Genomic DNA, 22,422 nt, shown 5'->3' on the forward strand with positions numbered 1-22,422 from the left:
GCCGGACGGTGCGGAATCGCCACGAACCGGTACGGACGGGAAAGTTTTTGGGCCAGGGAGGGGAACCCCGCCGCGTGCAGGCGTACGACGGGGAACTGGGCGCGGCTGTCGCGCGGGCCCAGGAGGGCGACGAGAGTGCCTTCGCGATCGCCTACCGGCTGGTGCAGCCCGGACTGCTCGGCTATCTGCGCGGGCTGGTCGGGGAGGACGCGGAGGACGTGGCGTCGGACGCCTGGCTGGAGATCGCCCGGGACCTGGGCCGGTTCCGGGGCGACGGGGCGGGCTTCCGCGGCTGGACGGCGACCATCGCCCGGCACCGGGCCCTGGACCATCTGCGCCGGCTCAAGGTGCGGCCCCGGTCGGCGGCGCTGGAGCAGGACATGCTGGACCTGCCCGGTCCGTACAGCACCCACGACCAGGCGCTGGAGTCCCTCTCCACCGAGTACGCCCTGCAACTGGTCCGGGGGCTGCCGCGCGACCAGGCCGAGGCGGTGCTGCTGCGGGTGGTGGTCGGACTGGACGGCCCCGCCGCCGCGCGCGTCCTCGGCAAGCGTCCCGGCGCGGTGCGCACCGCGGCGTACCGGGGCCTGAAGCGGCTGGCGCACCAACTGGGCGCCGAGAGAGTGACGGATGACGGCCCCCGGACGCTGGGGGAGTCGACATGACAGGTGAGGACATCACCTCGGACAGGGACGGACACGGCATGGGCGACGAGCGGAGCGGCGACGCGGCGGGCCGCCGGTCGGCACGTCCGCAGGAGCCCGTGCGGGGCCGGGAACACGGCGACGGCTCAGTGCCGGGTGGTGGCGGGGTGCGGGGTGGCGCCCCTGCGCCGGGGCGGCAGCGGCCGTATGACGAGGGTGTGCCCGAGGAGGAGCGGACGCGTGCCGGGGGCCCGGGCCCGGGTGTCCTCGGCCAGGAGCCGGTCGGCGGCGGGCGGCGTTTCGGCGGCCGGGCGGCGGCAGGCAGGGGCCCCGGCGTCTCCCCGTCCACGCCGGACCACGGGAGCCGCACCGCTGCCGGGCCGGAGCCTTCGTACGACGACGGCTCCCTCGCGGCGCTGCTGGCAGTGGCCATCCGCGGGGAGAGCTCGGACGGTGACGCGGAACGGCGGGCCGTGGCTGCCTTTCAGGCGGCGCGGGACGCCGGGGTGCATCGGGCGCGGACGCGTCGGCGGGACGACTGGCGGCCCCGCACGCCGCGGCGCCGGACACATCCGTTGAAGGCGACGTTCTCCGTGCTCCTCGCGAGCCTCACCCTCGGCGGTGTCGCCTACGCGGCGATCGGTTCGGCGGGCGGCGGTCCGGACGGGGGCGTGGCCGAGGGCAGGGACGTACGCCCGAGCGTCTCGGCGAGCAGCCCGGCCGAGTCGCACAGCAGCGCGCGGTCCTCCGCGTCCGCCCCCGCGGAGCGTCCGCCCACCGCGAAGGACACCCTGGCCCACTGCCGTGTCTACGAGAAGCTCCGGGGCCAGGGCAAGGCGCTGGACGCCCCGGCGTTCCAGCGACTCGTGACGGCGGCCGGTGGCGAGGCGAACGTGAGCGCCTACTGCGCCGCGCTCACGGACCCGGCCGACGCGAAGGGCTCCGGCAACGGGAAGGGCGCGGGGAACGCCAAGGACGCGGACGACGTGAAGCCGGGGACGCAGAACGACAAGGCGAGCGGCTTGCGGAACGCGGACGGGAACAAGTCCAAGAAGCAGTGACCAAGAACCCGTCCCGGCCTCCGCCACCTGTGCCGGGACAGATGGGCCGCACCTATAGCGCCTAAACCGGGGTGCCTGCGGACAGGGTGCCATGAGTGTTCGATGCGCCTGATCTGTCCGGCCGGGCTCGGACAGCAGCCTCGTGGGCGGGCTCCGGCATCTACTACCCTCGTCGCCCTACCGATCTTGATTGCAGGGGAGCCAGACTGTGCGCAGCGCCGTCGCAACGACCGAGGGTGACCGGATCCGCTGGGTGGAACTGCCTGGGCGGGAGCGCGCCCGCGTCTACGTACACGGTCTCGGTGCCACTTCGCCCGCCTACTTCGCGGAGGCAGCGGTCCACCCGCTGTTGGCCGGCCACCGTTCACTGCTGATCGATCTACTCGGCCATGGCATCAGTGACCGCCCGGCGACATTCGACTACACCCTGGAGGCGCACGCCGACGCCCTCGCCGAAGCGCTGACTTTCGCGGGTGTCACCGGTGCGGAGCTGATCGCCCACAGCATGGGCGGTTCGGTGGCCATCGTCCTGGCGACCCGGCACCCGCGCCTGGTCTCCCGCCTGGTCCTGGTCGACGCCAACCTTGACCCGATTCCGCTCCAGGCCGGCTCCGGCGGCAGCAGCGGCATCGCTGCCTACTCCGAACAGGAATTCCTGGCAGGTGGCTGGCGAGAAGTCCGCGACCGGGTCGGCCCCCACTGGTGGTCCACCATGCGCCTGACCGGCCGCGAGGCCTTGCACCGCAGCGCGGTCCATCTCACTCGCGGCACCACCCCCACCATGCGCGAACTTCTGCTGGACTTGAAGATCCCCCGTACCTACCTGCTGCCCGAGGACGACAGCCCGCTCCCGGGCGCCGACGCGCTCACCGAGTCCGGGGTGGTCGTGGTGCCGATCCCGAACTGCGGGCACAACATCATGCTGGACAACCCGGACGCCTTCGCCTCCGCCACCGCAGCCGCACTCGACCAGGGGTAACGTCCCTCGCGGGCGACGGCAGGTCGGCCCCGATCATGCCTCGCAAGGCAGGCCCCGCAGACGCCGGGCCTGCGGGGCACAGGTCACCTCGGTCATTCCGAGATCCCGCTGTATGCGATGACGTTCCTCACGGTCGCCCGGACCAGGTATTCCCCGGACACCGAATTGCGTGCTCCGTACTGATCGGCCAGGGCCTGGCCCATGTAGCGGGCACCGATACGGGTAGCCCAGTAGCGCAGTTCCTCGGGGCTCTCCGTGAGTCGTGCCGTGCAGTCGAACATCACGTAGCTGTAGGGCGGCTCCTGGTCGTCCATACGCAGAGCGACGCGGGGGTCCCGCAGCAGCGCCTTGGCCTTGAGCGAGGCGTGCCAGGTCGTGAACACGATCTTGCACGCGCCGTCCGCAGTCTCGTCCAGGAGGAACCACACCGGGGTCACGTGGGGCCGTCCGTCCCTGTGGTGGGTCGCCAGCTTCGCGGTACGCGTGCCGGCGAGTACGAACGACCGCCACTGCTCTTCGGTCATGGGTCGCATCGGTTTCGCGCCTTCAGGTCACGGACGGGTTCTCAGTCCTCCCCGGCCAGTTCGTACATGCCGTTCCCGTCGAGGTAGTGGATGGTGCCGATGTCACGCATCACGACCTCCTCCATCTCGTGGAAGAGCCGCACGAAGCCCACGTACGTCATGTCGTCGGTGGTGGGGACGAGTTCGCCGCCGACGGGTACGAACTGCGAGAAGTCGTAGAAGCTTTCCAGCTTCTTGATGCCGTTTGTCGTCATGGATCTCGCGCACTGCGATGGTCGCTGTCACCACAGCGGCCCGGGCCAGGCCCAGGACATCCCGGGCGGAGTCCAGATCACGGTGGGGCAGGCGCACGACGACATCCGTGGCGCACTCGATGAGGTGCAGAGCCGCCCTGGCCAAGGAGTCGTCGCAGGGATAGCTCTGCTCCACTGCGGTGCGTGCGCTCTTCAGGAGTGCGGCCGCGTTGATCGTCTCGATGTTGTCCAACTTGCCTCCTAGGTCGGCAGTGACTGCGTCACCTGATGCGTCAGTCGATGGCATCGTTGATCCGTTGGCGGAGCCCCACCAGCAGCTCGAGGGCTTCGTATCCGTGGTCCCGGTGACACCTACGGCTGCCTGCTCGTCCAGAAGGCGTCGAGATGCGGCAGGAGTACGTGGTGGCTGGACCAGGACCACTCTGCTGGAGTCGCCGGGCGCCCGGGAGGGTCAAAGGCGTGCAGGTGCAGAGTTCTGCTGCGTGCGAGCGGCGGGGAGAGGTGGCTGAGCTCGTCGGCTTCCCGGCCGCTGGGCCTGGGCGGGATCATCCGGTAGCTGGTCACCTGAGGTGAAACGCGAGACGGCCGGGGCCGCCACCCCCCACAGGAGAGGCCCCGGCCGTCGCGCGGTACGGGCCGCGCGGCGGCCCGTACTTCCTTCAGCGTCATGAGTGCGGTTTCTGTCACACCCTGTCGAACCGCCTGCGGATCACGAGCCAGTTGCATTTTGTACGGACATGGACGAGCAGCGGTTTCAGGTCGTAACGTGCCTTTCGCGCCGGGCGCGGAAGTTGACTGATCAACCCCTCGACGGCTCGAAGCGGCGACCATCGATCGCGACCATGTATTGAGGATTCACGGGTGCTGGGGGACGACGCGGAGTTGACTGCCGCGGTGCTTGCGGCACAGGACGGGGACGAGACCGCGTTCCGGACTGTGTACCGCGCGGTGCACCCGCGGCTGCTCGGATACGTCCGGACGCTGGTCGGCGATCCGGACGCCGAGGACGTGGCCTCCGAGGCCTGGCTCCAGATAGCCCGTGACCTGGACCGTTTCGACGGAGACGCGGACCGTTTCCGCGGCTGGGCGGCCCGGATAGCCCGCAACCGCGCCCTCGACCACATCCGGATGCGCGGCCGCCGCCCCGCCATCGGCGGCGACGAGACCGAGCTGACCGGGAAGCCCGCCGAGTCGGACACCGCGGGCGAGGCCATCGAGGCGCTGTCCACCGACACCACCCTCTCGCTCATCGCACGGCTGCCCCAGGACCAGGCCGAGGCAGTGGTGCTGCGGGTGGTGGTCGGCCTGGACGCCAAGACCGCCGCCGAGACCCTCGGCAAGCGCCCCGGCGCGGTACGGACGGCCGCGCACCGGGGTCTGAAACGGCTCGCCGAGCTCCTCGGCGAGGATCCGGAATCGGCCGGCGCGCTCGATGCCCTGCCGCCGCAGCGAGAACCGCAGGACAGTGCGGTGACGTCCGCGAGTGTGACGCATATGCGCCCGCGGACGCAGAAGGACATGTGATGGCCGACGAGAGCTACGGGTGGCTGGACCTCGAGACAGCGGAGCGGTTGCTGCGCGGCGAGTCACTGGAAGCTGTCGACGAGGCCGCCCGCGACCAGGCCGAGCGGCTCGCGAAAACGCTCGACGCGCTGACCGCCGAACCGGCTCCGACCAGCGGCGCACTCCCCGGTGAGGAGGCCGCGCTGGCCGCGTTCCGCAAGGTGCGCGCGGATCGTGCGGACGACTGGGTGAGCCCGCCCGCCCCGGGCCGGCGCCCGGCCGAAGCCCGTTCCGCCGATGCCGGGCTCGTGCGGATCGGCGCCCCCGACGCGAGGTCCGGCCGGGCCCGCCGGCGGCGTCCCGCGCACCTCGGGCTGGCCGCCGTACTGGCCGTCGGGATGGTGGGCGGAGTGGCCGTCGCGGCCGGATTCGGGGTCCTGCCGCACGTCGGGGACGGCGAACCGGAACCCGCGGCCTCGGTGTCGGCCGCCGCCACCCCGGACCGCCCGCCCGTCTCGCCGTCGGCCCCGGCCCCCCACGTCGCGCCCTCGCCCGAGGGCTCCCCCTCCGGTGGGACCGGCTCCCGGGACACGGCACGCGACGACACCGGCTCGGCCCCCGGCACGGGCGCGGACGGGCGCGGTGTACGGCCCCGCGGTGACGGAAACGCGGCTGCCTCGGCCTGCCGGGACGTGCGCGCCGGGAAGAAGCTCGACCCGACCCGCAAACGTGCCCTGGAGGGTGCGGCGGGCGGGACCTCGCGGGTGTGGACCTACTGCATGGGCGTCCTGTCCGGCGTCGGCACCCGGGGCGACGCCGAGTCGGTCCCCGACGACCGCAAGAGCGACGGCAAGGGCGACGGCAAGAGCGACGGCAACGGCGAGGACACCGGCAACCACGAGGACAACGACAAGAGCGGCCACGGCGACCGGAACGGCCACGGGGACGGAAACGGGAACGGCCATGACGACGGCCAGTTCGCGCCCCCTCGCCGGAACCACCACGACCCCGACGGCGGCACCGCCGGCGCCCCGCTCGCCTCGCCCGGGGCAACGATGTCACCCACCCCGCGGCCGAACCCGTCGTACAGCGCGATCTGACCGCTTCCCGCGCCGCTGACCTGCGCTTTTCTCACCCACCGCGGTTTCGGTCGCGGTGGGTGTGACGTTTTCGGTCGCTGCGGCGCAGTATGGAGTGAGCCGACTGGTCATCGGCCGTCGCACAGAGCCGGGGTTCCCCCCGTACCTACGGCTCGTGCACCTCGGCGCGGGCGGGACACGTTCCCCCGGTCCCGTCCGCGCCCCTGATCCTCGTCGCGGAACTCACCAGTGCACGACGACCTTGTCGCCGTTCCTCACCTGGGCGAACAGGTCCGCGATCGCCGCCTCGTCCCGCACGTTGACGCAGCCGTGCGAGCCGCCCGCGTATCCGTGGGCGGCGAAGTCGGCCGAGTAGTGCACCGCCTGGCCGCCGCTGAAGAACATCGCGTACGGCATCGGGGAGTCGTAGAGCGTCGACACATGGTGCCGTGACTTCCAGTAGACGCTGAACACACCCTCACGGGTCGGGGTGCCCACCGAGCCGAAGCGGATCGGCACGGTCATGACCGTCCGTCCGTCGATCATCCAGCGCAGGGTCCGGCTGGTCTTGCTGATGCACAGCACCCGCCCGGTCAGACAGCGCGCGTCCGGCGCGTCGGCCGGCTGGCCGCCCATCAGATACAGCTCCCACTTGCCCGGCTCGTGCGTCATGTCTTTCAGCCGCTTCCAGGTGACCGTGTCGGTCCTCCCGGTCCTCGGCAGGCCGCGCTTGCCCTGGAACCCCTTCACCGCACGCTCGGTGAGATCGTCGTACGACCCCGTCGGCCCGTCGTAGAGCCAGGCGACCTGACGTAGCCGGGCCTGCAACTCCCGTACGTCCCGCCCGGAGTCGCCCCGCGACCACAGCACGGCGGGCGCGGGGGCCGCACCGGACGTGGACGTGGACGGCGTCGCACTCGGCTTCGGGTCGTCGCCGGCCGGTGGTGTGCTGCGCTGCGGGACCTCGATCCGCACCGGCAGACGCCGCTTGCCGTCCCCGTCCCCGTCGGCGGTCCGCACCGTGCAGCCGGAGGCCAGCGCCAGGACCAGCAGCGCGGCGAACGCTCTCCCCATGCCCGTACTACGCATCCGGACCCCCTGTCGTCTCACCGGCATCCCCTGAGATGTCTCCCCCCGGACGGCCGGTTGCGAACGACCCGGCGGCGCTTCGCCCGGGACCGCAATACGGTGGTGGGCATGACGCGTGAGTCGGAGTCCGGACTGCCCATCGAACCCGTCTACGGCCCCGAGACCCTCCAGGGCTGGAGCCCCGAGGAGAAGCTCGGCGAGCCGGGCGGGTACCCCTTCACGCGGGGCGTGTACCCGTCGATGTACACGGGCCGCCCCTGGACGATGCGCCAGTACGCCGGTTTCGGCACGGCGGCGGAGTCCAACGCCCGCTACCGGCAGCTGATCGCCCACGGCACCACGGGCCTGTCGGTCGCCTTCGACCTGCCCACCCAGATGGGCCACGACTCCGACGCCCCGATCGCCCACGGCGAGGTCGGCAAGGTCGGTGTCGCCGTCGACTCGATCGACGACATGCGGGTGCTGTTCGGCGGGATCCCGCTCGACCAGGTGTCCACGTCGATGACGATCAACGCACCCGCCGCCCTCCTGCTGCTCCTGTACCAACTGGTCGCGGAGGAGCAGGGGGTGCCGGCGGACCAGCTCACCGGCACGATCCAGAACGACGTGCTGAAGGAGTACATCGCGCGGGGCACGTACATCTTCCCGCCGAAGCCCTCCCTGCGCCTGACCGCGGACATCTTCAAGTACTGCGGGGCCGAGATCCCGAGGTGGAACACGATCTCGATCTCCGGCTACCACATGGCCGAGGCGGGCGCCTCCCCGTCGCAGGAGATCGCGTTCACGCTCGCCGACGGCATCGAGTACGTGCGTACGGCGGTCGCGGCCGGCATGGATGTCGACGACTTCGCACCCCGCCTGTCCTTCTTCTTCGTCGCGCGGACGACGATCCTGGAGGAGGTCGCCAAGTTCCGTGCCGCCAGGCGGATCTGGGCGAAGGTGATGCGGGACGAGTTCGGGGCGCGGAACCCGAAGTCGCTGATGCTCCGCTTCCACACGCAGACGGCCGGCGTGCAGCTGACGGCCCAGCAGCCGGAGCTCAACCTGGTCCGCGTCGCCGTCCAGGGCCTGGCGGCGGTCCTCGGCGGCACGCAGTCGCTGCACACCAACTCCTTCGACGAGGCCATCGCGCTCCCGACCGACAAGAGCGCCCGGCTGGCGCTCCGTACGCAGCAGGTCCTCGCCCACGAGACCGACGTCACGGCCACCGTGGACCCCTTCGCGGGCTCGTACGCCGTCGAGAGGATGACCGACGACGTCGAGGCGGCCGCACTGGACCTGATGCGAAGGGTCGAGGACCTCGGGGGCGCGGTCGCCGCCATCGAGCACGGCTTCCAGAAGAACGAGATCGAGCACAACGCCTACCGCATCGCCCAGGAGACCGACTCCGGCGAGCGGGTGGTCGTGGGCGTCAACCGCTTCCGGCTCGACGAGGAGGAGCCGTACGAGCCGCTCCGCGTCGACCCCGCCATCGAGGCCCGGCAGGCGGAGCGGCTGGCCCGGCTCCGTGCCGAGCGCGACCGGTCCGCGGTGGACGCGGCCCTCGCCGCCCTGAAGAAGGCGGCGGAGGGCGAGGACAACGTCCTGTACCCGATGAAGGACGCGCTGAAGGCCCGGGCGACGGTGGGCGAGGTGTGCAACGCGCTGCGCGAGGTGTGGGGTACGTATGTCCCCTCGGACGCGTTCTGAGTGCGACAGTGTGCGACAGTCGTACGCGGTGAAGGTGTCGTTCGCTAGCGCGTGACGCCTCGGCCGACGTACTCCGTCAGCTTCGAGGCGTCCTCGCCCGCCCACCCCACATAGCCGTCCGGCCGCACCAGGAACAGCCCCTTCCCGTACGACGGTTGCTCGTCACCGGTGACCACCCGCACCGACTCCGGCAGCTCCGGAGCCTCGGCCCCGACCGCCACCAGTGTCCAGTGCGGGCCCCGGAACGCGTCGAAGAGCCGTGTGCCCGCCAGCTTGCCGTCGGGGGCGCGGTCGCCCGCACGGAGTCCGTCCGGTGCCGTCCGTGTCTCCTGAGTGAGGGACGAGTCCCGGTAGCCCAGGCCCAGTTGGCGGGTCGCCTCACCCCGGCGGACCTCTCCCCGGTGCACGCCCGTCGAGATGCCGAGCATCTGCGCGGCGATGGGGCGGCGTTCCTCCTCGTAGGTGTCCAGGAGGGCGGCCGGGGCACCGCCCCGCAGCACCGCGCCCAGCTTCCAGCCCAGGTTGTAGGCGTCCTGGACGCTCGTGTTCAGGCCCTGGCCGCCCGCGGGGGAGTGGACATGGGCCGCGTCACCGGCGAGGAAGACCCGGCCCGAGCGGAAACGGTCCGCGAGGGCCGCGCGGGGCCGGAAGTCGGAGGCCCAGCGGACCTCGGTCACCGACTCGGGGGCCAGGTGGGAGCGGGCCGCGACGACCGCGCGGATGGCGTCGAGGGACAGGTCCACCCGCGTACCCTCCGGGAACTGGGCGACGACCTGGAAGTCCTCGGTACCGGCGAGCGGGCAGATCGCGAGGTAGCCGCTCTCGCCGCGCGGCGGGAAGATGTGCCAGTTGTCCCGGTCGAGGCCGGTGATGCGGACGTCCGCGACGAGGAGGGGGTTCGGGTCGACCGTCTCGCCGGTCATGCCGATGCCGAGCGTCCGGCGGACGACGGAGCGCCCGCCGTCGCCGGCGACCACGTACCGGGCGCGGACGTCCGCTCCCGCCGCGAAGCGCACGGTCACCCCATCGGAGTCCTGCTCGAACCCCACGACCTCCCGGCCGAAGGACACCCGCCCGCCCAACTCCTCCAGCCGTGCGAACAGCACCTCCTGGGTGTGCCACTGCGGCACCATCCACGGTGCGTTGTACGGCGAGTCCTCCGTCACCTCGGCCTCGTCGAACATCCGGTGCTCGCCGACCCGCTCACCGTCCTGCCAGACCATCCCGACCGGGTAGCTCCCGCCGACCGCGAGGATCGCGTCGAGCACGCCGAGATCGTCGAAGACCTCCATGGTGCGCGGCTGGAGGCCCTTGCCGCGTGACCCCGGGAACAGCCGGTCCGCCTTCTCCACGACCAGCGCGTCCACCCCCCGCCGGGCGAGGTCGATACCGAGGGCGAGACCCGTGGGGCCCGCGCCGACGACCAGTACGTCCGTGTTCATACCCATCTCCTTAACGCTGTTAAGTGCTGCTGTCGTCGAGAGTGCCCTTAACGCTGTTAAGCTGTCAAGCGTGAGTACCGAGAAACGCCCGCCCCTGGACCGCGCCCGGGTAGCCGACACCGCCCTGAAGCTCCTGAACGAGGTGGGCCTGGACGGCCTCAGCCTGCGGGCCATCGCCAAGGAACTCGACGTCAAGGCCCCTGCCCTGTACTGGCACTTCAAGGACAAGCAGGCGCTGCTCGACGAGATGGCGACGGAGATGTTCCGGCGCATGGTCGCCGGGACCGCACTCGACCCGTCCGACACCTGGCGGGAGCGGCTCCTCAAGTCCAACCGCGGACTGCGCACCGCCCTGCTCGGCTACCGCGACGGCGCCAAGGTCTACAGCGGCTCACGCTTCACGGGCCTGGTCCACGTCGAGCAGATGGAGGAGACCCTCCGGCTCCTCACGGCGGCCGGATTCACCCTCGCCCAGGCGGTCCGGGCCACGTCGACGTCGTACCTCTACACGCTCGGCTTCGTGACCGAGGAACAGGGCGTGGAGCCGCTGCCCGGCGAGCGCCGCGAAGGCTTCGACGTGGCGGAACGCGCCCGCGCGATGGCCGGCTTCCCGTTGTCGGCGGCGGCGGGCGCGGAGATCTTCCAGGACTTCGACCAGCACTACGAGGAGGGCCTGGCGCTGGTGATCGCGGGAATCGAGAACCAGTACCGGCCTACCGGGCCCGCACCTTCCGCACCGCGCGGGTGACCACGGGCGGCAGCAGATCCACGGCGATCCGCCGGGCCGGGGACCGACGCGGCTTCGGAGCGGGGGCAGGCGCGGGGGCCGGCGCGACATAGTGCCGGGAGTGAGGGAACGGCGGCGCCTGCATCTTCTGCGCCCGCGCCCGAATCAGCCGGTGACCTGCCGCCTCCTGCACGCTCAGCCCGACGTCCGTGCGCTCCCGGAGCATGGCCAGCAACTCCTCCTGCACCGGTTCCGGGTCCCCCCAGGTGCCGTAGAGCTTCTGGGTGCTGAGGCAGATCGGCCGCAGCCCGCGGTTCAGCACGGCCTCCCACACGGCGACGGAGACACCGGGCGTGTGCTCGGAGCGGAAGTCGTCCAGGACGACGAGCCCGTCCGGCAGGAGGATCTCGCGTGCCGCGCCGATGTCGTCGCGCACGTGCTCGTACAGGTGTGAGGCGTCGATGTGGACGAAGCGGCAGGTGTCCGCCTTCACCTCGCCGGAGATGACCGAGGTGGGGGCCTCGATCACCCTCGGCAGGGTGTCGTGGAAGGAGAGGTAGTTGCGCTCGAAGGTCTCGCGGGTGAGGGAGGCGTACGACTTGGAGGTCTCCGCGCGGTTCGCGCCGTCGGGGGCCTCGCCGCCGAACAGGTCACAGACGGTGAACGCCTCGCCCGGGCGCAGATGGTGCCCGAGCAGGATCGCGCTCTTGCCCATGTAGACGCCGAGTTAGAGGAGGTCTCCGGTGAGCTGCTGTTTCTCCAGGAACCAGGTGAACAGCACCTGGTCGAGCGGCGGGAACCAGCCGGGGACGTCCTTCAGTTCACCGGGGGGCCTGGGGGTCTGCTGTGAGTCGGCCATGAGTCATGCTTGCTCGCCCACGCCCGGCCCAACTGGCGGCCCGCTGAACGTCCGGTGAACAGCTTCAGAGCCGGCGGGCCAGCGCCGAGCGCAGACGTGGGGTCAGCGGCTTCTCGACGTAGCGGTTCATCAGCCGGGCCAGCAGCAGCATCCCCGCGATCGTCAGCGCGAAGGTCCCGGCCGCGGGCACGCCGAGGCGGACGTGCAGCTCGTGCACGACCACCCAGCCCAGGTGCTCGTGCACCAGGTAGAAGGGGTACGTCAGCGCCCCGGCCACCGTCAGCCAGCGCCAGTTCGCCCAGCCCAGCCAGCCCAGCGCGATCGCCGCGACGGCGAGGAAGCCGAAGGCCACCACCAGCACGATGCCCAGCGTGGTGCGGTGGGCGAAGGCGTTCGGGTCGGACGCGTTCCACAGCGAACGGACCGCGTAGTGCTGCCCGATCAGGAAGCTGACCGCGACGATGCCCCACGCGTACACGTCCCGCCGGTCGCGGTGGACGAGGTAGAGGCCGACACCGCCGATGAAGAAGGGGGCGTACTCGGGCATGAACACCACGTCGAGCAGCGGCTGATGCGCGGTCTGGGTGATCGCCGCCGCCAGCGTCCAGCCCGCACAGAACATGATCACCCGGCGCCGGTTGGCCCCGGGCAGGACCACGCACAGCGCGAACAGGACGTAGAAGCGGACCTCCGCTCACAGCGTCCAGCACACCCCGAGCACCCGGTCCACGCCCAGCGGCTGCTGAAGCATGGTCAGGTTCACCAGGACATCGCTCGGCGACAGCGCCTCGTAGGCGACCACCGGCAGCGCGAACACCGCCGTGACCAGCAGAACGGCGAACCAGTACGCGGGCAGGAGCCGGGAGGCGCGGGAGGCGAAGAACGACTTCAGGGGCCGCCCCCAGCCGCTCATGCAGATCACGAATCCGCTGATCACGAAAAAGACCTGGACGCCGAGGCAGCCGTACGAGAAATACGTGTGCAGCGTGGGGAACTGCTGTTGTGCGGAACTTCCCCAGGCCTTGGTGATCTCGCCGCCCCGGCCGCCGTAGTGGTACGACGCCACCATCAGCGCGGCCACCAGCCGCAGTCCGTCCAGGGCCCGCAGCCGGCTCTCGCGGGGGCGTGGTGCGGACGGCGGCGCTACGGGTTGCGGCCCTTCCGGCCGCCGGGGCAGGTCGGCCGCCGGCCGGACGGTCATGCTGGTCACGGAAATCCCCTTCGCAAGCTCTGCGGAGCCTATGGCACTCCTGTGGAGGTGCCTCAGCACGTTAGTCCGAATCACGGCGATGTCTTACTCGCCGGGTCAACCATTGGCCGCCTGGTCCCGGTGAGTTCACCTGTACGTCGTTTTGGCTTTCTAAGTTCGCCCAGAATCCCCCCACGTCGCGATAAACCCGTGAACTTGTCTTTGCTTTGGCAAGAAAACAACAGGAGTGCCATGACGACGGTCCAGAAGAGGCGTGCACGCGCGCGTGGAGGGGAGCTGGACGAGTGCCTGCGCGCCTGCGCGGCGCACAGCGGCAAGGTCGTCGGCAGTGTCGACCGGCGCCGCGTCGAACTCAGCGAACAGCTGCGCAAGCTGCTCGTCGTGTGGGGGACGACCGCCACCGCGGCCCCCGCGACGCCCGCCCCGTCCGGTGCGACGGCCCTGCTCAAGCGGGCCGTCAAGGGCGCCGCGGCCCCCACCCCCGGCATCCCCGCCGAACTGCTCGACGCCTTGCTCGCCGTCGCCAACAAGGCCCTGGAGTGCGGGTACGACGACGAGCTGAACCTCGCCCTGATCATCAGCGACACCGTCCTCGCCCAGCGCAAGAACTCCCGGGCCGGCTGGCGGCTGCGCGCCCGGCTCCTGGAGGCGCTCGGTGAGGACGCCGAGGCCCTGGAGGCGTACGAGCGCTATCTCGCCCTCACCGACGACGACGGCTTCGGCGTCCGCGCCCGGATCGCGGGCCTGCGCATCGCGGGGGAGAAGGAACGAGAGCTCCTCGACCTCCTGAAGCGCCAGGTCCCCGGCGCCCGCGCCTTCGCCGCCCGCCCCGCCACCGACGTGTGGGCCGAGGGCCTCGCCGCGCACGCCGTCGGAGACTGGGCCGAGGCCGAGCCCCGGCTCGTGGGAGCGCTCCTCTCGCTGACCGACGAGAGCGCCCCGGTGCAGGAACGCCAGGAACTGCTCAGCCAGTACCTCGACCTGCGCTCCACCGAGGACAGCGACCTCACCGCCTTCACCGAGGCCGTCGCGCTCTACGCCGAGCAGCGCCGCAACCGCATGCGCGGTCCGGTCGCCGACCCGACCGTGGGCGGTGTGCAGTGGATCACCCTGGGCGAGTTCCGCAACCTGATCGCCGGCAAGTCGATCTGCCTGATCGCCAACTCCGGCCGGGTGGGCGCCAGTTCGATGGGCGCCGAGATCGACGCGTACGACCTCGTCGTCCGCTTCAACTCCTACCGGATCGACCCGAAGCACACCGGCAGCAGGACCGACATCCACGCCACGATCCACAAGCACGGCTTCAACTGGGACCAGCACGTCACCACCCGGCTCGTCTTCGGCGGGGTCTCCGGCGACTGGAAGTACTCGCTGCGCAACCGCCTGGTGCCCGGCGCCCAGACCTACCTCGGCGACGAGTCGCTGCGCTGGCCCGTGCGCAACATCGGCAAGGTCTCCACCGACGTCTGGTCCGGCATCCCGACCACCGGCTTCAACATGCTCTACCTGTTGGACTTCCTCGACGTCAGCCCGAAGCTCGACCTGATCGGCTTCGACTTCTACGAGAGCGGCCCCTACCGCGTCCAGGAAGCGATGAAGCTCGCCATCACCTCCGTGCACGAGTACACCAGCGAGAAGGCATGGGTCATGGAGCGGGCCCAGAGCGTGACCGACATGAGGATCTCCCTGCGATGACCATCAACTCCCTTGCCGGGACCGCCGCCCCCCTGGCCCCGGTGACCGACGCCCACGCCCTCACCGGCAAGCGCAGGATCGCCTTCGCCAGCTTCGTCGACGAGAACTACCTGCCCGGCTTCCTCGCCCTGCTGCGCAGCCTCGCCCTGTCGAACCCGGGCGTGTGCGAGGACTTCGTCGTCCTCTACGACGACCTGCGGCCCGGCTCGATCGCCCGGATCCGCGCACTGCACCCGCGGATCGTTCTCAGGCGGGTCGACGCCGACCGCTACGACGCGTACAAGAAGGGCGACCAGGACAACTACCTGGTCCGCAAGGCGTACTTCATCCTGGACGTCTTCAGGATCCGTGAGTACGACACCGTCATCACGCTCGACACCGACATGGTCGTCCTCGGCGACCTGAGCGAACTCCTCCGACTGCGCGAGGGGCTGGCGGCCGTCCCGCAGTTCTTCTACGGGCAGCACAAGCTCAACTCCGGTCTGCTGGTCATCCAGCGCGAGTACCTGAGCGACGCGTTCTGCGCCCGGCTCGACAAGTGCGGCCGCTCCGGTGACTACGAGCTCGACAAGCACGACCAGGGCATCCTCAACGCCGTCCTGGACGGCGACTTCGTGCGCCTCGACGCCCGTTACAACTTCGTCAAGCGGCGCCTCTCGGGCGATCTGCCCGTCCCCGACGACACCGCGATCCTGCACTTCACCGGCCGCCACAAGCCCTGGCAGGGCGGCGAGAGCGGCTACAGCCGGGCCGAGGACCGCTGGCGCGAGTTCGAGCTGTCCGACGCCGACTTCCACTCCGCGTACCTGGAGTCCGCCGGCGCACTGCACCACGACCTGATCGTGCACTACGGCACCCCGCACGTGGCCCGCACCGGGGACGTCGAGGCCGCTCGCAAGGTGGCCGCCGCGCACATCGCGTCCGGTGACTACCAGGACGCCGTCGACATCCTCTCGAGCGTCCGCATCCCCCTCGACGAGGCCTGGCCGCACGAGGTCCTCGGCCACGCCCTGATGAGCGTCTCCCGCTACGAGGAGGCGAGGACACAGCTCCTGCTGGCCGCCGCCGCCCCCAACCGGGCCGCCACCGCCTACGCCCGCCTCGCCCAGATGGCCTGGGTGCACGGCGACCACAGCGAGGCTCTGACGTACGCCACGGCCGGCATGTCCGTGGACCCGACGCACCGCCCCAGCCGCCTGTGGGCGCAGCGCGCGGCCGCCGTACCGGCACAGGAACTGGGCGCCCCCGAGGACCAGTTGTCGCATGTCGCCTTCTACATGGACCGCCAGGGCAACGCCGGCGACAAGCTCCTCCCGGAGAGCGTCCGCTCCGCCTTCGGCCCGGACACCACCTCCCGCCGCTGGCACTCCGTGCACGCCCACCGTCTCTTCGACGAGGCCGCCCTCCAACGCGTCAACCGCCGCCGCGGCCTGGTCATCGGCGGCGGCGGGCTGTTCATCCCGGACACCATGCCCAACGGCAACAGCGCCTGGCAGTGGAACGTCCCGGACGAGCTGCTCCAGCGCATCGACGTCCCCGTCGCGGTCTTCGCCGTCGGCTTCAACGCCTTCGACGGCCAGTCCTACCGCGCGAACCGCTTCCGGGACTCGCTGCGTCTGCTCGTCGAGCAGTCCTCCTTCTTCGGTCTGCGCAACCACGGCTCGATCGAGAAGGTCCGGGCCATGGTCCCGGCCCACCTGCACGACAAGATCCGCTTCCAGCCCTGTCCGACGACCGTCGCCCGACAGCTGGTGCCCGGCTGGCAGGACCCGGCCAAGCGCGACGACACCATCCTCATCAACGCCGCCTACGACCGCGCGGGCCTGCGCTTCGGCCACGACTACGGCTACTTCCTGGCCCAGATGGCCCAGGCCGTACGGGACCTCGGCAAGCTGGCCGAGGTGCAGTGCGTGGCGCACTCCCTCGACGACGAGAAGATCGTCTTCGACCTGCGCCGCGAGCACGGCATCTCGATGCCGGTCATCCCGATGTACGACTTCGAGAACAAGGAGATCCTCGACCTCTACGCCCGCACCAAGCTGGTCATCGGCATGCGCGGCCACGCGGGAATGATCCCCTTCGGCGTCGGCACCCCGATCATCAGCCTGATCTCGCACCCGAAGATGGCGTACTTCCTGCGGGACATCGAGCGGCCCGAGTGGGGCGTCTCGGTCCACGACCGCCACCTCGCCGCGCGTCTGGTGGAGCGCTCGACGGAGCTGCTCGCCGACCACGACAGGACGGTCGCCGACGTCCACGGCCGCCAGCAGGAGCTGTGGAAGGTCACCGAGGCGAACGCGGCCGACCTCCGGGTCATCCTGGGCGGCTGACCGTGACGAGCACCCTGGCCGGCGATGCCACCGTCGCCCGGCCCCGTACCACCGGCCGCCGCTCACCCCAGTGGTGGGCGGCGGCCGCCCTGCCGTCCGCGGTGGCCGTGGTGTACACGGCCCTCACCCGCGGCCTGACGGGCGATCTCCACTACGTCCTCGCCGCCCTGCGCACCGGCCGCGCGGCCGGCTACTCGCCGTCGGAGGTCTTCACCCACCGCCCGTATTTCTACCGGTGGTTCGTCGCGCTGCTGGACCGGCTCGCCTTCTTCGGGAGCACGGCGGTGCGCGAGGCGACGATGAACGTGGCCGGGGTCCTCCTGGCCATCGCCGCCGGCTACGCACTGCACGCCGCGCTGGTCCGCCGCGTGGGCGCCCGCGAGGCTGCCCTTACGGCCGGCGCCACAGGACTGGTCCTGGCGCTCGCGCCCCGCAACGACTTCCTCCAGCCGGAGTGGGCGGCCGTCGTCCTCACGGTGTTCGGGGCGGCCGCCGCGCTCGGCCTCCGGCGGCCCTGGCCGGCCGCACTGCTCGCCGCGCTCCCGTTCGGCCTCGCGGTGATGATGAAGTACTCCACCGCCGCGACCGCCGCGATCGGCGTGCTCCTCGTCTACGCGGTCGACCGGGGCCGGGCGGTACGCGTCGCGGTGCTCGGGGTGCCCGCCGCACTGGCCCTGTTCGGCATCAGCGTGCTGGCCGGCAGCCACGAGTGGCAGTGGACCGAGGACATGCCGCAGATCAACCAGTCGGCACTGAGCCGCACCGGCATCCGGCCGCACTTCATCCTCGACCGCTCCCTGGACTTCCTCGCCGACCGCGCGGTGACCAGTCCGGTCCTGCTGCTCCTGCCGGGCGCGCTGCTGCTGGTCCTGACCCGGGTCCGGGGCCGGCTGCGGCGGGCCGAACTCCTGGCGGTCGCCGCGCTCATCGGCCTCGCCGCGCAGGCGGTCGTGGTCGTCCAGGGCAACTGGTTCCTCTACCACGGGGCCCAGATGCCGGTCGTGGCCGCGGTGGTCTGGGGCGTCGCGGTCGGGGGAGCGCGCCGCTCGCCGCCGTGGTGCTTCGGGGCCGTATCGCTGCTGTACGGCGTGGCGCCCGTGGTGTATGCGCAGTTGCCCAGGGGAGCGCAGCGGTCGTGGGAGGTGTGGGCGGCGGGGCTGGTCGCGCTGCTCGCGGCCGTGCTGGACGTGGTGCTGGAGAAGCGGCTGCGGAACCGGTCGGCCGTCCTGGTCGCCCTGTCCGGCGTGGTGCTGCTGGCCGCGAGTATCTGGCCCGGCTCCCCGCACCTGGTGCAGTACGGCAAGGTCACCGTCACCGGCGCCGAGTACCTGACGTCGCAGCGGCGGGCCGCCGAGGACGCCGACCGCATCCGTGCCGAGCTGCCCGCCGGAGCCCCGGTGCTGTACCTCGCCTTCGGTGAGACGGCGTACGACGTCGGCCACCCGGCCCGGTGCCGCTACCCGATCGCCACGTTCCTCCAGCGCACCCGCTACCTGCCGGACGTGGCCGAGTTGACGTCGTTCAAGGAGAACGCCGACTGCGTCGACCACGACCCGGCCCCGTACGCCGTCCTGGAGCGGCCCTGGTTCCAGCCGGGCCGCGTGGACCCGGAGCTGTGGCGCCGGGTCACCGCGGTGTACGACTGCCCGCGCGGCGAGGAGGGCGAACGGCTGGTGCTGTGCGTCAGGCGCTGAGCCCCAGGGACCTGACGACCTCGCGGGCCATGGCCACCGAGTAGCTCTGACCCCGGTCCTGCGGGTAGATCTGGGCCATGGTGGCCAGCGTGACCCGGCTCATCGGTGTCTCGTGGGCCGGGATCAGCGCACGGTACTCCGGCGTCACCACCGGCTGGGCGAACCCGGCCTTCGAGAAGTGCCAGTCCTTGATCCAGGACTTCTCGAAGGCCGGGTTGATCCGCTTCAGATACGGCACGAACGTGTCGAGCAGTTCACTCGGCTCGGTGGTGAAGCGCCAGTCCTCGCGCTCCACGTAGTTGCCGACGTAGAGGATGTGCCGCCCGCCGTAGACGGCCGGGTCGATCATCTTGGTGTGTTCGACGACCGCGAGGAAGGGGAAGTCGGGCTCGTTGATGTTGAGCCAGTAGTACGGGATCGCACTGCGGTCCAGTTCCAGCACGAAGCAGGTGGCGCCCAGGTACTGGTTCTTCCACACCGTGTCGTCGGCCGGCAGTCCCGCCGCCTTCGCGAAGGCCGGCTGCGGGGTGGTGACGATCAGGTGGTCGAACTCGTAGGCGGAACCGTCCGCGCAGCGCACCGACACCAGGTCGCCGTCCTGCCGAATCGTGGTGGCCGCCTTGCCGAACTCCACCTTGCCGCCGTGCTCCTCGATGCCGTCCCGCAGCGCCGCGTAGACCCGCTCGAACCCGCCGTCCACATAGCCGAGTTCGAAGGTCCGGCAGTGGATCCGGGCCCACAGCCAGGCCATCGACACCTGTTCGGCGCGGTCGCCGAACTTGCCGGTCAGCAGGGGCTCCCAGACGGCCGCGGTGGCCTTCTTCCCGGCCCACTTGCGCAGCCAGGCCAGCGCGGTGAGGTCGTTGTAGCGGTCCCCCTTGCGCACCGCCTTGAGCACCGCCGAGGAGCCGGCGAAGCGCACCGCGTCGACCGGGCCGAACTCCGGGAAGCGCACCATGTCGAACGGCGTGGTGAAGTCGATCAGCCTGCCGGCCCGGTAGATACCGGTGGTCGGCCGGTGGAAGCGCAGCGCGTCACCGAGCCCCAACTCCTCGATCAGCGCGATCATCGCCTTGTCGCTGCGGAAGATGTGGTGGTAGTAGCGCTCCAGGGGAACCCCACCGACCTCCAACGAGGCGGCCAGGCCGCCGAGTTCGTCCGCCGCCTCCAGGATGGTCAATTGGTGGCCGGCGCGTACGGCGTCCCAGGCGGCCGTCAGGCCGCTGGCGCCGGCGCCGATGATGCCGAGGTTCATGCGAAGCTCCACTTTCTGTTGAGCACGAACTGGAGCGCCAGGACCAGCGGCAGTGAACCCGCCTTGACCAGATTGGCGTCGATCCCCAGACCGTCGGTGAAGGCGAGGAACAGCAGGTTCGTCAGGGCGATGCCGGTCAGCCCGACGGCGTAGAACCGCAGGAAACGGACCACGAGCCGGTCGCGGCGCTCGAAGGTGAACCTGGCGTTCAGCGCGAAGTTGCTGGCGATGCCGAGCGTGGTGCTCAGCCCGTTGGCGACCTGCTCGTTCATCCCCGCGAGGTTGTGCAGCAGCAGGAAGACGACCAGGTCGAGGGCGACACCGCTGCCGCCGATGAGGGTGTAGCGCAGGAGTTGCCGGGTGATCCGGGGCGGGGCGGGCGCGGGGGCGGTCTCAGTGGTCACCGTCACCGCCGACGACCTCGCGCACCAGATACAGCGGCCGGCCCTGTGCCTCGCTGTAGATGCGCCCTATGTACGCCCCGATGACACCCAGCGACAGCATCTGCGTGCCGCCCAGGAACAGCACGACGCACATCAGCATCGTCCAGCCGGAGACGGTGATGTCGGGCCGGAAGAACTTCATGGCCAGCGCGTAGACGATGCCGAGCAGCGACAGCGCGAGCACCACGAAGCCGAGCCGGGTGATCATCTTCAGCGGGGCGGTGGAGAAGCTGGTCACACCGTCGATCGCGAGCCTGGCCATCTTGCGCAGCGGGTACTTGGTCTCGCCCGCGAACCTTTCGTCGCGGTCGAAGGCGACCTCGGTCTGCCGGTAGCCCATCGAGGCGACGATGCCGCGCACGAACCGGCTGCGCTCGCGGTACCTGCGCAGTTCGTCGGCGACCCGCCGGTCCAGGAGCCGGAAGTCCCCGGTGTCCAGCGGGATGTCCACGTCGGTGGAGGAGCGCAGGACGCGGTAGTACAGGTGCGCGGTGGCCCGCTTGAACGCGCTGTCCTGCCGGGAGCGCCGGCGCGCGTGCACGATCTCGGCCCCCTCGCGCCAGGCGTCGATCAGCTCCAGGCTGACCTTCGGCGGGTCCTGGAGGTCGGTGTCCATCACGATCACGGCGTCGCCCCGGGCGAGGTCCAGCCCGGCGGTGATGGCGAGCTGGTGCCCGAAGTTGCGCGCGAAGTCGACGACCCGGACCCGTCCGTCCCGCTCCGCGAGGCCCTTGAGCAGCTCCAGGGAGCCGTCCGTGGAGCCGTCGTTGACGTACACCAGCTCGAAGTCCAGCTCGGGGCGGCTGTCGAGGGCCGCGGTGAGCTCGGTGTGGAAGGCGGTGATGCCGTCCCGCTCGTTGTAGACGGGGAGGACGTAGGAGATCAACGGCCGCCCCCGCTCAGGCTCCGGCTCCACGGTCACGAGCGTGACCGGAGCCGGAGCCGGAGCGGGGGAAGGCGGACGTATGTCCTGTTGGGTCATGTTGCGGGAAGTTATGGAGCTCCCGTGAACCGCGGCCCAACAACCCGCGTCGGACAGGAGTCCTCCCTGTTTCTCTTCGGCTTTCTTCCGCGATTTCGGGTTGCTGTGTCACTCGCGTGGGAGGAACAACAGATTCCGCGTCTTGGGCGGCCGCGGTGCGGAGGACGGAACGAGTTCGCCGTCGAGTTCAGCGATCCAGTGGGATTTGTAACCGAGCGGGTCGAATTCCGCGAGAAGCGGGTCCAGCGGGGCACCGGCGAGCGCCTCCAGCAATACGGCGGGCCGGTCGCGTTTCAGGACCTGCCGGGCGCCTTCCAGGACCGACATCTCGTGACCCTCCACGTCGATCTTGATCAGGTCCAGTTTCGTGTCGGCGAACACCTCGTCGAGGCAGACCAGGCGAATGCGCTTGAGTTGGGCGTCGTCGGTGGAGTGCTCCAGGGTGGAGCCCGTCGACAGCAGGTTTCCCGAGAAGCGGACGCTGATCTCCGCCGAGCCAGCCGCGCTGGACACACCGGCCTGGTGGAGTCGGACGTTCTGGACGCCGTTCGACCGGACGTTCACCGAGAGCCGGGCGTGGATCTGGTCCACCGGCTCGAAGGAGTGCACGGTCGCCTCCGGACGGGACAGCGCGGCGATCATCGAGAAGTAGCCGACGTGCGCGCCGACATCGGCGATCGTCGTGCTCCTCGCGGCGAGCCGGGCCCAGGTGGCGAGGCTGCCGGGCTCGTAGCCGAACCGCCCGTTCCAGAGGGTGTCGAGGGCGACGGCGTCGTCGTTCACACAGAACATGACGAACGGCGGACAGTACGGCGAGTCGATCTCGGCGTAGCCCCGATACGGGTGCTTCTTGCGGTGGACGCGGATGATGTCGCCGGTCGGGACCGGCCTGACGGATGGTGCGTGGGCCAGCATGCGGGCGTTGGCTTCATCGAGCTGGTGGATACGCATCCGGCGATGGTA

At 70.7% G+C, this 22,422-nt stretch carries 18 protein-coding genes and 2 pseudogenes; 10 read left to right on the forward strand and 10 right to left on the reverse strand.

The window, feature by feature from the left end; all coding sequences use genetic code 11:
• Window positions 1-47: 47 nt before the first annotated feature.
• The 3 genes from ACZ39I_RS12345 to ACZ39I_RS12355 all read left to right on the forward strand — a co-directional run bounded on the left by ACZ39I_RS12345 (window position 48) and on the right by ACZ39I_RS12355 (window position 2,684).
• Window positions 48-665, forward strand: coding sequence for an RNA polymerase sigma factor (locus tag ACZ39I_RS12345; RefSeq protein ID WP_467244464.1), 618 nt, complete (start codon window positions 48-50; stop codon window positions 663-665).
• Window positions 662-1,705 carry a hypothetical protein gene (locus ACZ39I_RS12350; RefSeq protein WP_467244465.1) on the forward strand — a complete coding sequence of 348 codons (1,044 nt, stop codon included), beginning with the start codon at window positions 662-664 and terminating at the stop codon, window positions 1,703-1,705. Before ACZ39I_RS12345 ends, ACZ39I_RS12350 begins: the two co-directional genes overlap by 4 nt.
• A 208-nt stretch (window positions 1,706-1,913) precedes the next feature.
• Complete coding sequence (locus ACZ39I_RS12355; protein WP_467244466.1) at window positions 1,914-2,684, forward strand: alpha/beta fold hydrolase; 771 nt, start codon at window positions 1,914-1,916, stop codon at window positions 2,682-2,684.
• A gap of 92 nt (window positions 2,685-2,776) precedes the next feature.
• Here ACZ39I_RS12355 and ACZ39I_RS12360 read toward each other — a convergent pair whose 3' ends face one another.
• Window positions 2,777-3,208, reverse strand: a complete 432-nt coding sequence (locus ACZ39I_RS12360; RefSeq protein WP_467244467.1) for a PPOX class F420-dependent oxidoreductase — start codon at window positions 3,206-3,208, stop codon at window positions 2,777-2,779.
• Window positions 3,209-3,249: 41 nt separating this feature from the next.
• A complete protein-coding gene (locus tag ACZ39I_RS12365) occupies window positions 3,250-3,462 on the reverse strand; it encodes a hypothetical protein (protein ID WP_467244468.1) in 213 nt (70 codons plus the stop codon).
• Window positions 3,463-4,323: 861 nt separating this feature from the next.
• On the opposite strand from ACZ39I_RS12365, the gene ACZ39I_RS12370 reads away from it, so the two are divergent.
• Together ACZ39I_RS12370 and ACZ39I_RS12375 are read left to right on the forward strand one after the other, a co-directional pair.
• Window positions 4,324-4,986 (forward strand): RNA polymerase sigma factor, encoded by a 663-nt coding sequence (locus ACZ39I_RS12370; RefSeq protein ID WP_352389068.1) that lies wholly within the window; start codon window positions 4,324-4,326, stop codon window positions 4,984-4,986.
• Window positions 4,986-6,065, forward strand: a complete 1,080-nt coding sequence (locus tag ACZ39I_RS12375) for a hypothetical protein (RefSeq protein ID WP_467244469.1) — start codon at window positions 4,986-4,988, stop codon at window positions 6,063-6,065. The genes ACZ39I_RS12370 and ACZ39I_RS12375 overlap by 1 nt, the downstream gene beginning before the upstream one ends.
• Before the next feature lie 222 nt (window positions 6,066-6,287).
• Here the strand turns inward: ACZ39I_RS12375 and ACZ39I_RS12380 are convergent, their stop codons facing one another.
• Window positions 6,288-7,118, reverse strand: a complete 831-nt coding sequence (locus ACZ39I_RS12380) for a L,D-transpeptidase family protein (RefSeq protein ID WP_467244470.1) — start codon at window positions 7,116-7,118, stop codon at window positions 6,288-6,290.
• 123 nt (window positions 7,119-7,241) lie between these two features.
• Between ACZ39I_RS12380 and ACZ39I_RS12385 the strand changes: the two genes are divergently transcribed.
• Entirely contained in the window at window positions 7,242-8,822 is a 1,581-nt protein-coding gene (locus ACZ39I_RS12385; protein ID WP_467244471.1) for an acyl-CoA mutase large subunit family protein, read from the forward strand.
• A gap of 44 nt (window positions 8,823-8,866) precedes the next feature.
• On the opposite strand, the gene ACZ39I_RS12390 is transcribed toward ACZ39I_RS12385, so the two are convergent.
• Entirely contained in the window at window positions 8,867-10,264 is a 1,398-nt protein-coding gene (locus ACZ39I_RS12390; protein WP_467244472.1) for an FAD-dependent oxidoreductase, read from the reverse strand.
• Window positions 10,265-10,334: 70 nt separating this feature from the next.
• On the opposite strand from ACZ39I_RS12390, the gene ACZ39I_RS12395 reads away from it, so the two are divergent.
• Window positions 10,335-11,012: a TetR/AcrR family transcriptional regulator gene (locus ACZ39I_RS12395; RefSeq protein WP_467244473.1), complete on the forward strand. Its 678-nt coding sequence runs from the start codon at window positions 10,335-10,337 to the stop codon at window positions 11,010-11,012.
• Here the strand turns inward: ACZ39I_RS12395 and ACZ39I_RS12400 are convergent.
• Together ACZ39I_RS12400 and ACZ39I_RS12405 are read right to left on the reverse strand one after the other, a co-directional pair.
• Window positions 10,978-11,850 (reverse strand): annotated as a pseudogene (locus ACZ39I_RS12400) (class I SAM-dependent methyltransferase). The gene ACZ39I_RS12395 and the pseudogene ACZ39I_RS12400 sit on opposite strands and share 35 nt — an antisense overlap.
• A 64-nt stretch (window positions 11,851-11,914) precedes the next feature.
• Window positions 11,915-13,051: pseudogene (locus ACZ39I_RS12405) on the reverse strand (acyltransferase family protein).
• A 240-nt stretch (window positions 13,052-13,291) separates the two neighbouring features.
• On the opposite strand from ACZ39I_RS12405, the gene ACZ39I_RS12410 reads away from it, so the two are divergent.
• From ACZ39I_RS12410 to ACZ39I_RS12420, 3 genes are read left to right on the forward strand one after another with little or no spacing between them, the layout of a single operon-like run.
• On the forward strand, window positions 13,292-14,755 hold the full coding sequence (locus tag ACZ39I_RS12410; RefSeq protein WP_467244474.1) for a glycosyltransferase family 29 protein: 1,464 nt from the start codon (window positions 13,292-13,294) through the stop codon (window positions 14,753-14,755).
• Window positions 14,752-17,085 (forward strand): glycosyltransferase, encoded by a 2,334-nt coding sequence (locus ACZ39I_RS12415; protein ID WP_467244475.1) that lies wholly within the window; start codon window positions 14,752-14,754, stop codon window positions 17,083-17,085. Before ACZ39I_RS12410 ends, ACZ39I_RS12415 begins: the two co-directional genes overlap by 4 nt.
• A 2-nt stretch (window positions 17,086-17,087) precedes the next feature.
• Window positions 17,088-18,779 (forward strand): hypothetical protein, encoded by a 1,692-nt coding sequence (locus ACZ39I_RS12420; protein WP_467244476.1) that lies wholly within the window; start codon window positions 17,088-17,090, stop codon window positions 18,777-18,779.
• On the opposite strand, the gene ACZ39I_RS12425 is transcribed toward ACZ39I_RS12420, so the two are convergent.
• From ACZ39I_RS12425 to ACZ39I_RS12440, 4 genes are all read right to left on the reverse strand, one after another.
• Window positions 18,769-20,034, reverse strand: coding sequence for an NAD(P)/FAD-dependent oxidoreductase (locus tag ACZ39I_RS12425; RefSeq protein WP_467244477.1), 1,266 nt, complete (start codon window positions 20,032-20,034; stop codon window positions 18,769-18,771). The two genes, ACZ39I_RS12420 and ACZ39I_RS12425, sit on opposite strands and share 11 nt — an antisense overlap.
• The gene (locus ACZ39I_RS12430) at window positions 20,031-20,444 is read right to left on the reverse strand and encodes a GtrA family protein (RefSeq protein WP_467244478.1); all 414 of its coding nucleotides are present in this window, start codon (window positions 20,442-20,444) and stop codon (window positions 20,031-20,033) included. Before ACZ39I_RS12430 ends, ACZ39I_RS12425 begins: the two co-directional genes overlap by 4 nt.
• Window positions 20,428-21,393 carry a glycosyltransferase family 2 protein gene (locus ACZ39I_RS12435; RefSeq protein WP_467244479.1) on the reverse strand — a complete coding sequence of 322 codons (966 nt, stop codon included), beginning with the start codon at window positions 21,391-21,393 and terminating at the stop codon, window positions 20,428-20,430. Before ACZ39I_RS12435 ends, ACZ39I_RS12430 begins: the two co-directional genes overlap by 17 nt.
• Window positions 21,394-21,567: 174 nt before the next feature.
• A complete protein-coding gene (locus ACZ39I_RS12440) occupies window positions 21,568-22,410 on the reverse strand; it encodes an FkbM family methyltransferase (RefSeq protein ID WP_467244480.1) in 843 nt (280 codons plus the stop codon).
• Between the last annotated feature and the right edge of the window lie 12 nt (window positions 22,411-22,422).

The organism is Streptomyces sp. NPDC024687 (genome assembly GCF_055559055.1).

Coding starts and splice junctions, on each gene's coding strand:
- ACZ39I_RS12415 (WP_467244475.1), top strand. CDS start 14,752: ATGACCATCAACTCCCTTGCCGGGACCGCCGCCCCCCTGGCCCCGGTG.
- ACZ39I_RS12390 (WP_467244472.1), bottom strand. CDS start 10,264: ATGAACACGGACGTACTGGTCGTCGGCGCGGGCCCCACGGGTCTCGCC.
- ACZ39I_RS12440 (WP_467244480.1), bottom strand. CDS start 22,410: ATGCGTATCCACCAGCTCGATGAAGCCAACGCCCGCATGCTGGCCCAC.
- ACZ39I_RS12385 (WP_467244471.1), top strand. CDS start 7,242: ATGACGCGTGAGTCGGAGTCCGGACTGCCCATCGAACCCGTCTACGGC.
- ACZ39I_RS12425 (WP_467244477.1), bottom strand. CDS start 20,034: ATGAACCTCGGCATCATCGGCGCCGGCGCCAGCGGCCTGACGGCCGCC.
- ACZ39I_RS12410 (WP_467244474.1), top strand. CDS start 13,292: ATGACGACGGTCCAGAAGAGGCGTGCACGCGCGCGTGGAGGGGAGCTG.
- ACZ39I_RS12375 (WP_467244469.1), top strand. CDS start 4,986: ATGGCCGACGAGAGCTACGGGTGGCTGGACCTCGAGACAGCGGAGCGG.
- ACZ39I_RS12350 (WP_467244465.1), top strand. CDS start 662: ATGACAGGTGAGGACATCACCTCGGACAGGGACGGACACGGCATGGGC.
- ACZ39I_RS12365 (WP_467244468.1), bottom strand. CDS start 3,462: ATGACGACAAACGGCATCAAGAAGCTGGAAAGCTTCTACGACTTCTCG.
- ACZ39I_RS12360 (WP_467244467.1), bottom strand. CDS start 3,208: ATGACCGAAGAGCAGTGGCGGTCGTTCGTACTCGCCGGCACGCGTACC.
- ACZ39I_RS12380 (WP_467244470.1), bottom strand. CDS start 7,118: ATGGGGAGAGCGTTCGCCGCGCTGCTGGTCCTGGCGCTGGCCTCCGGC.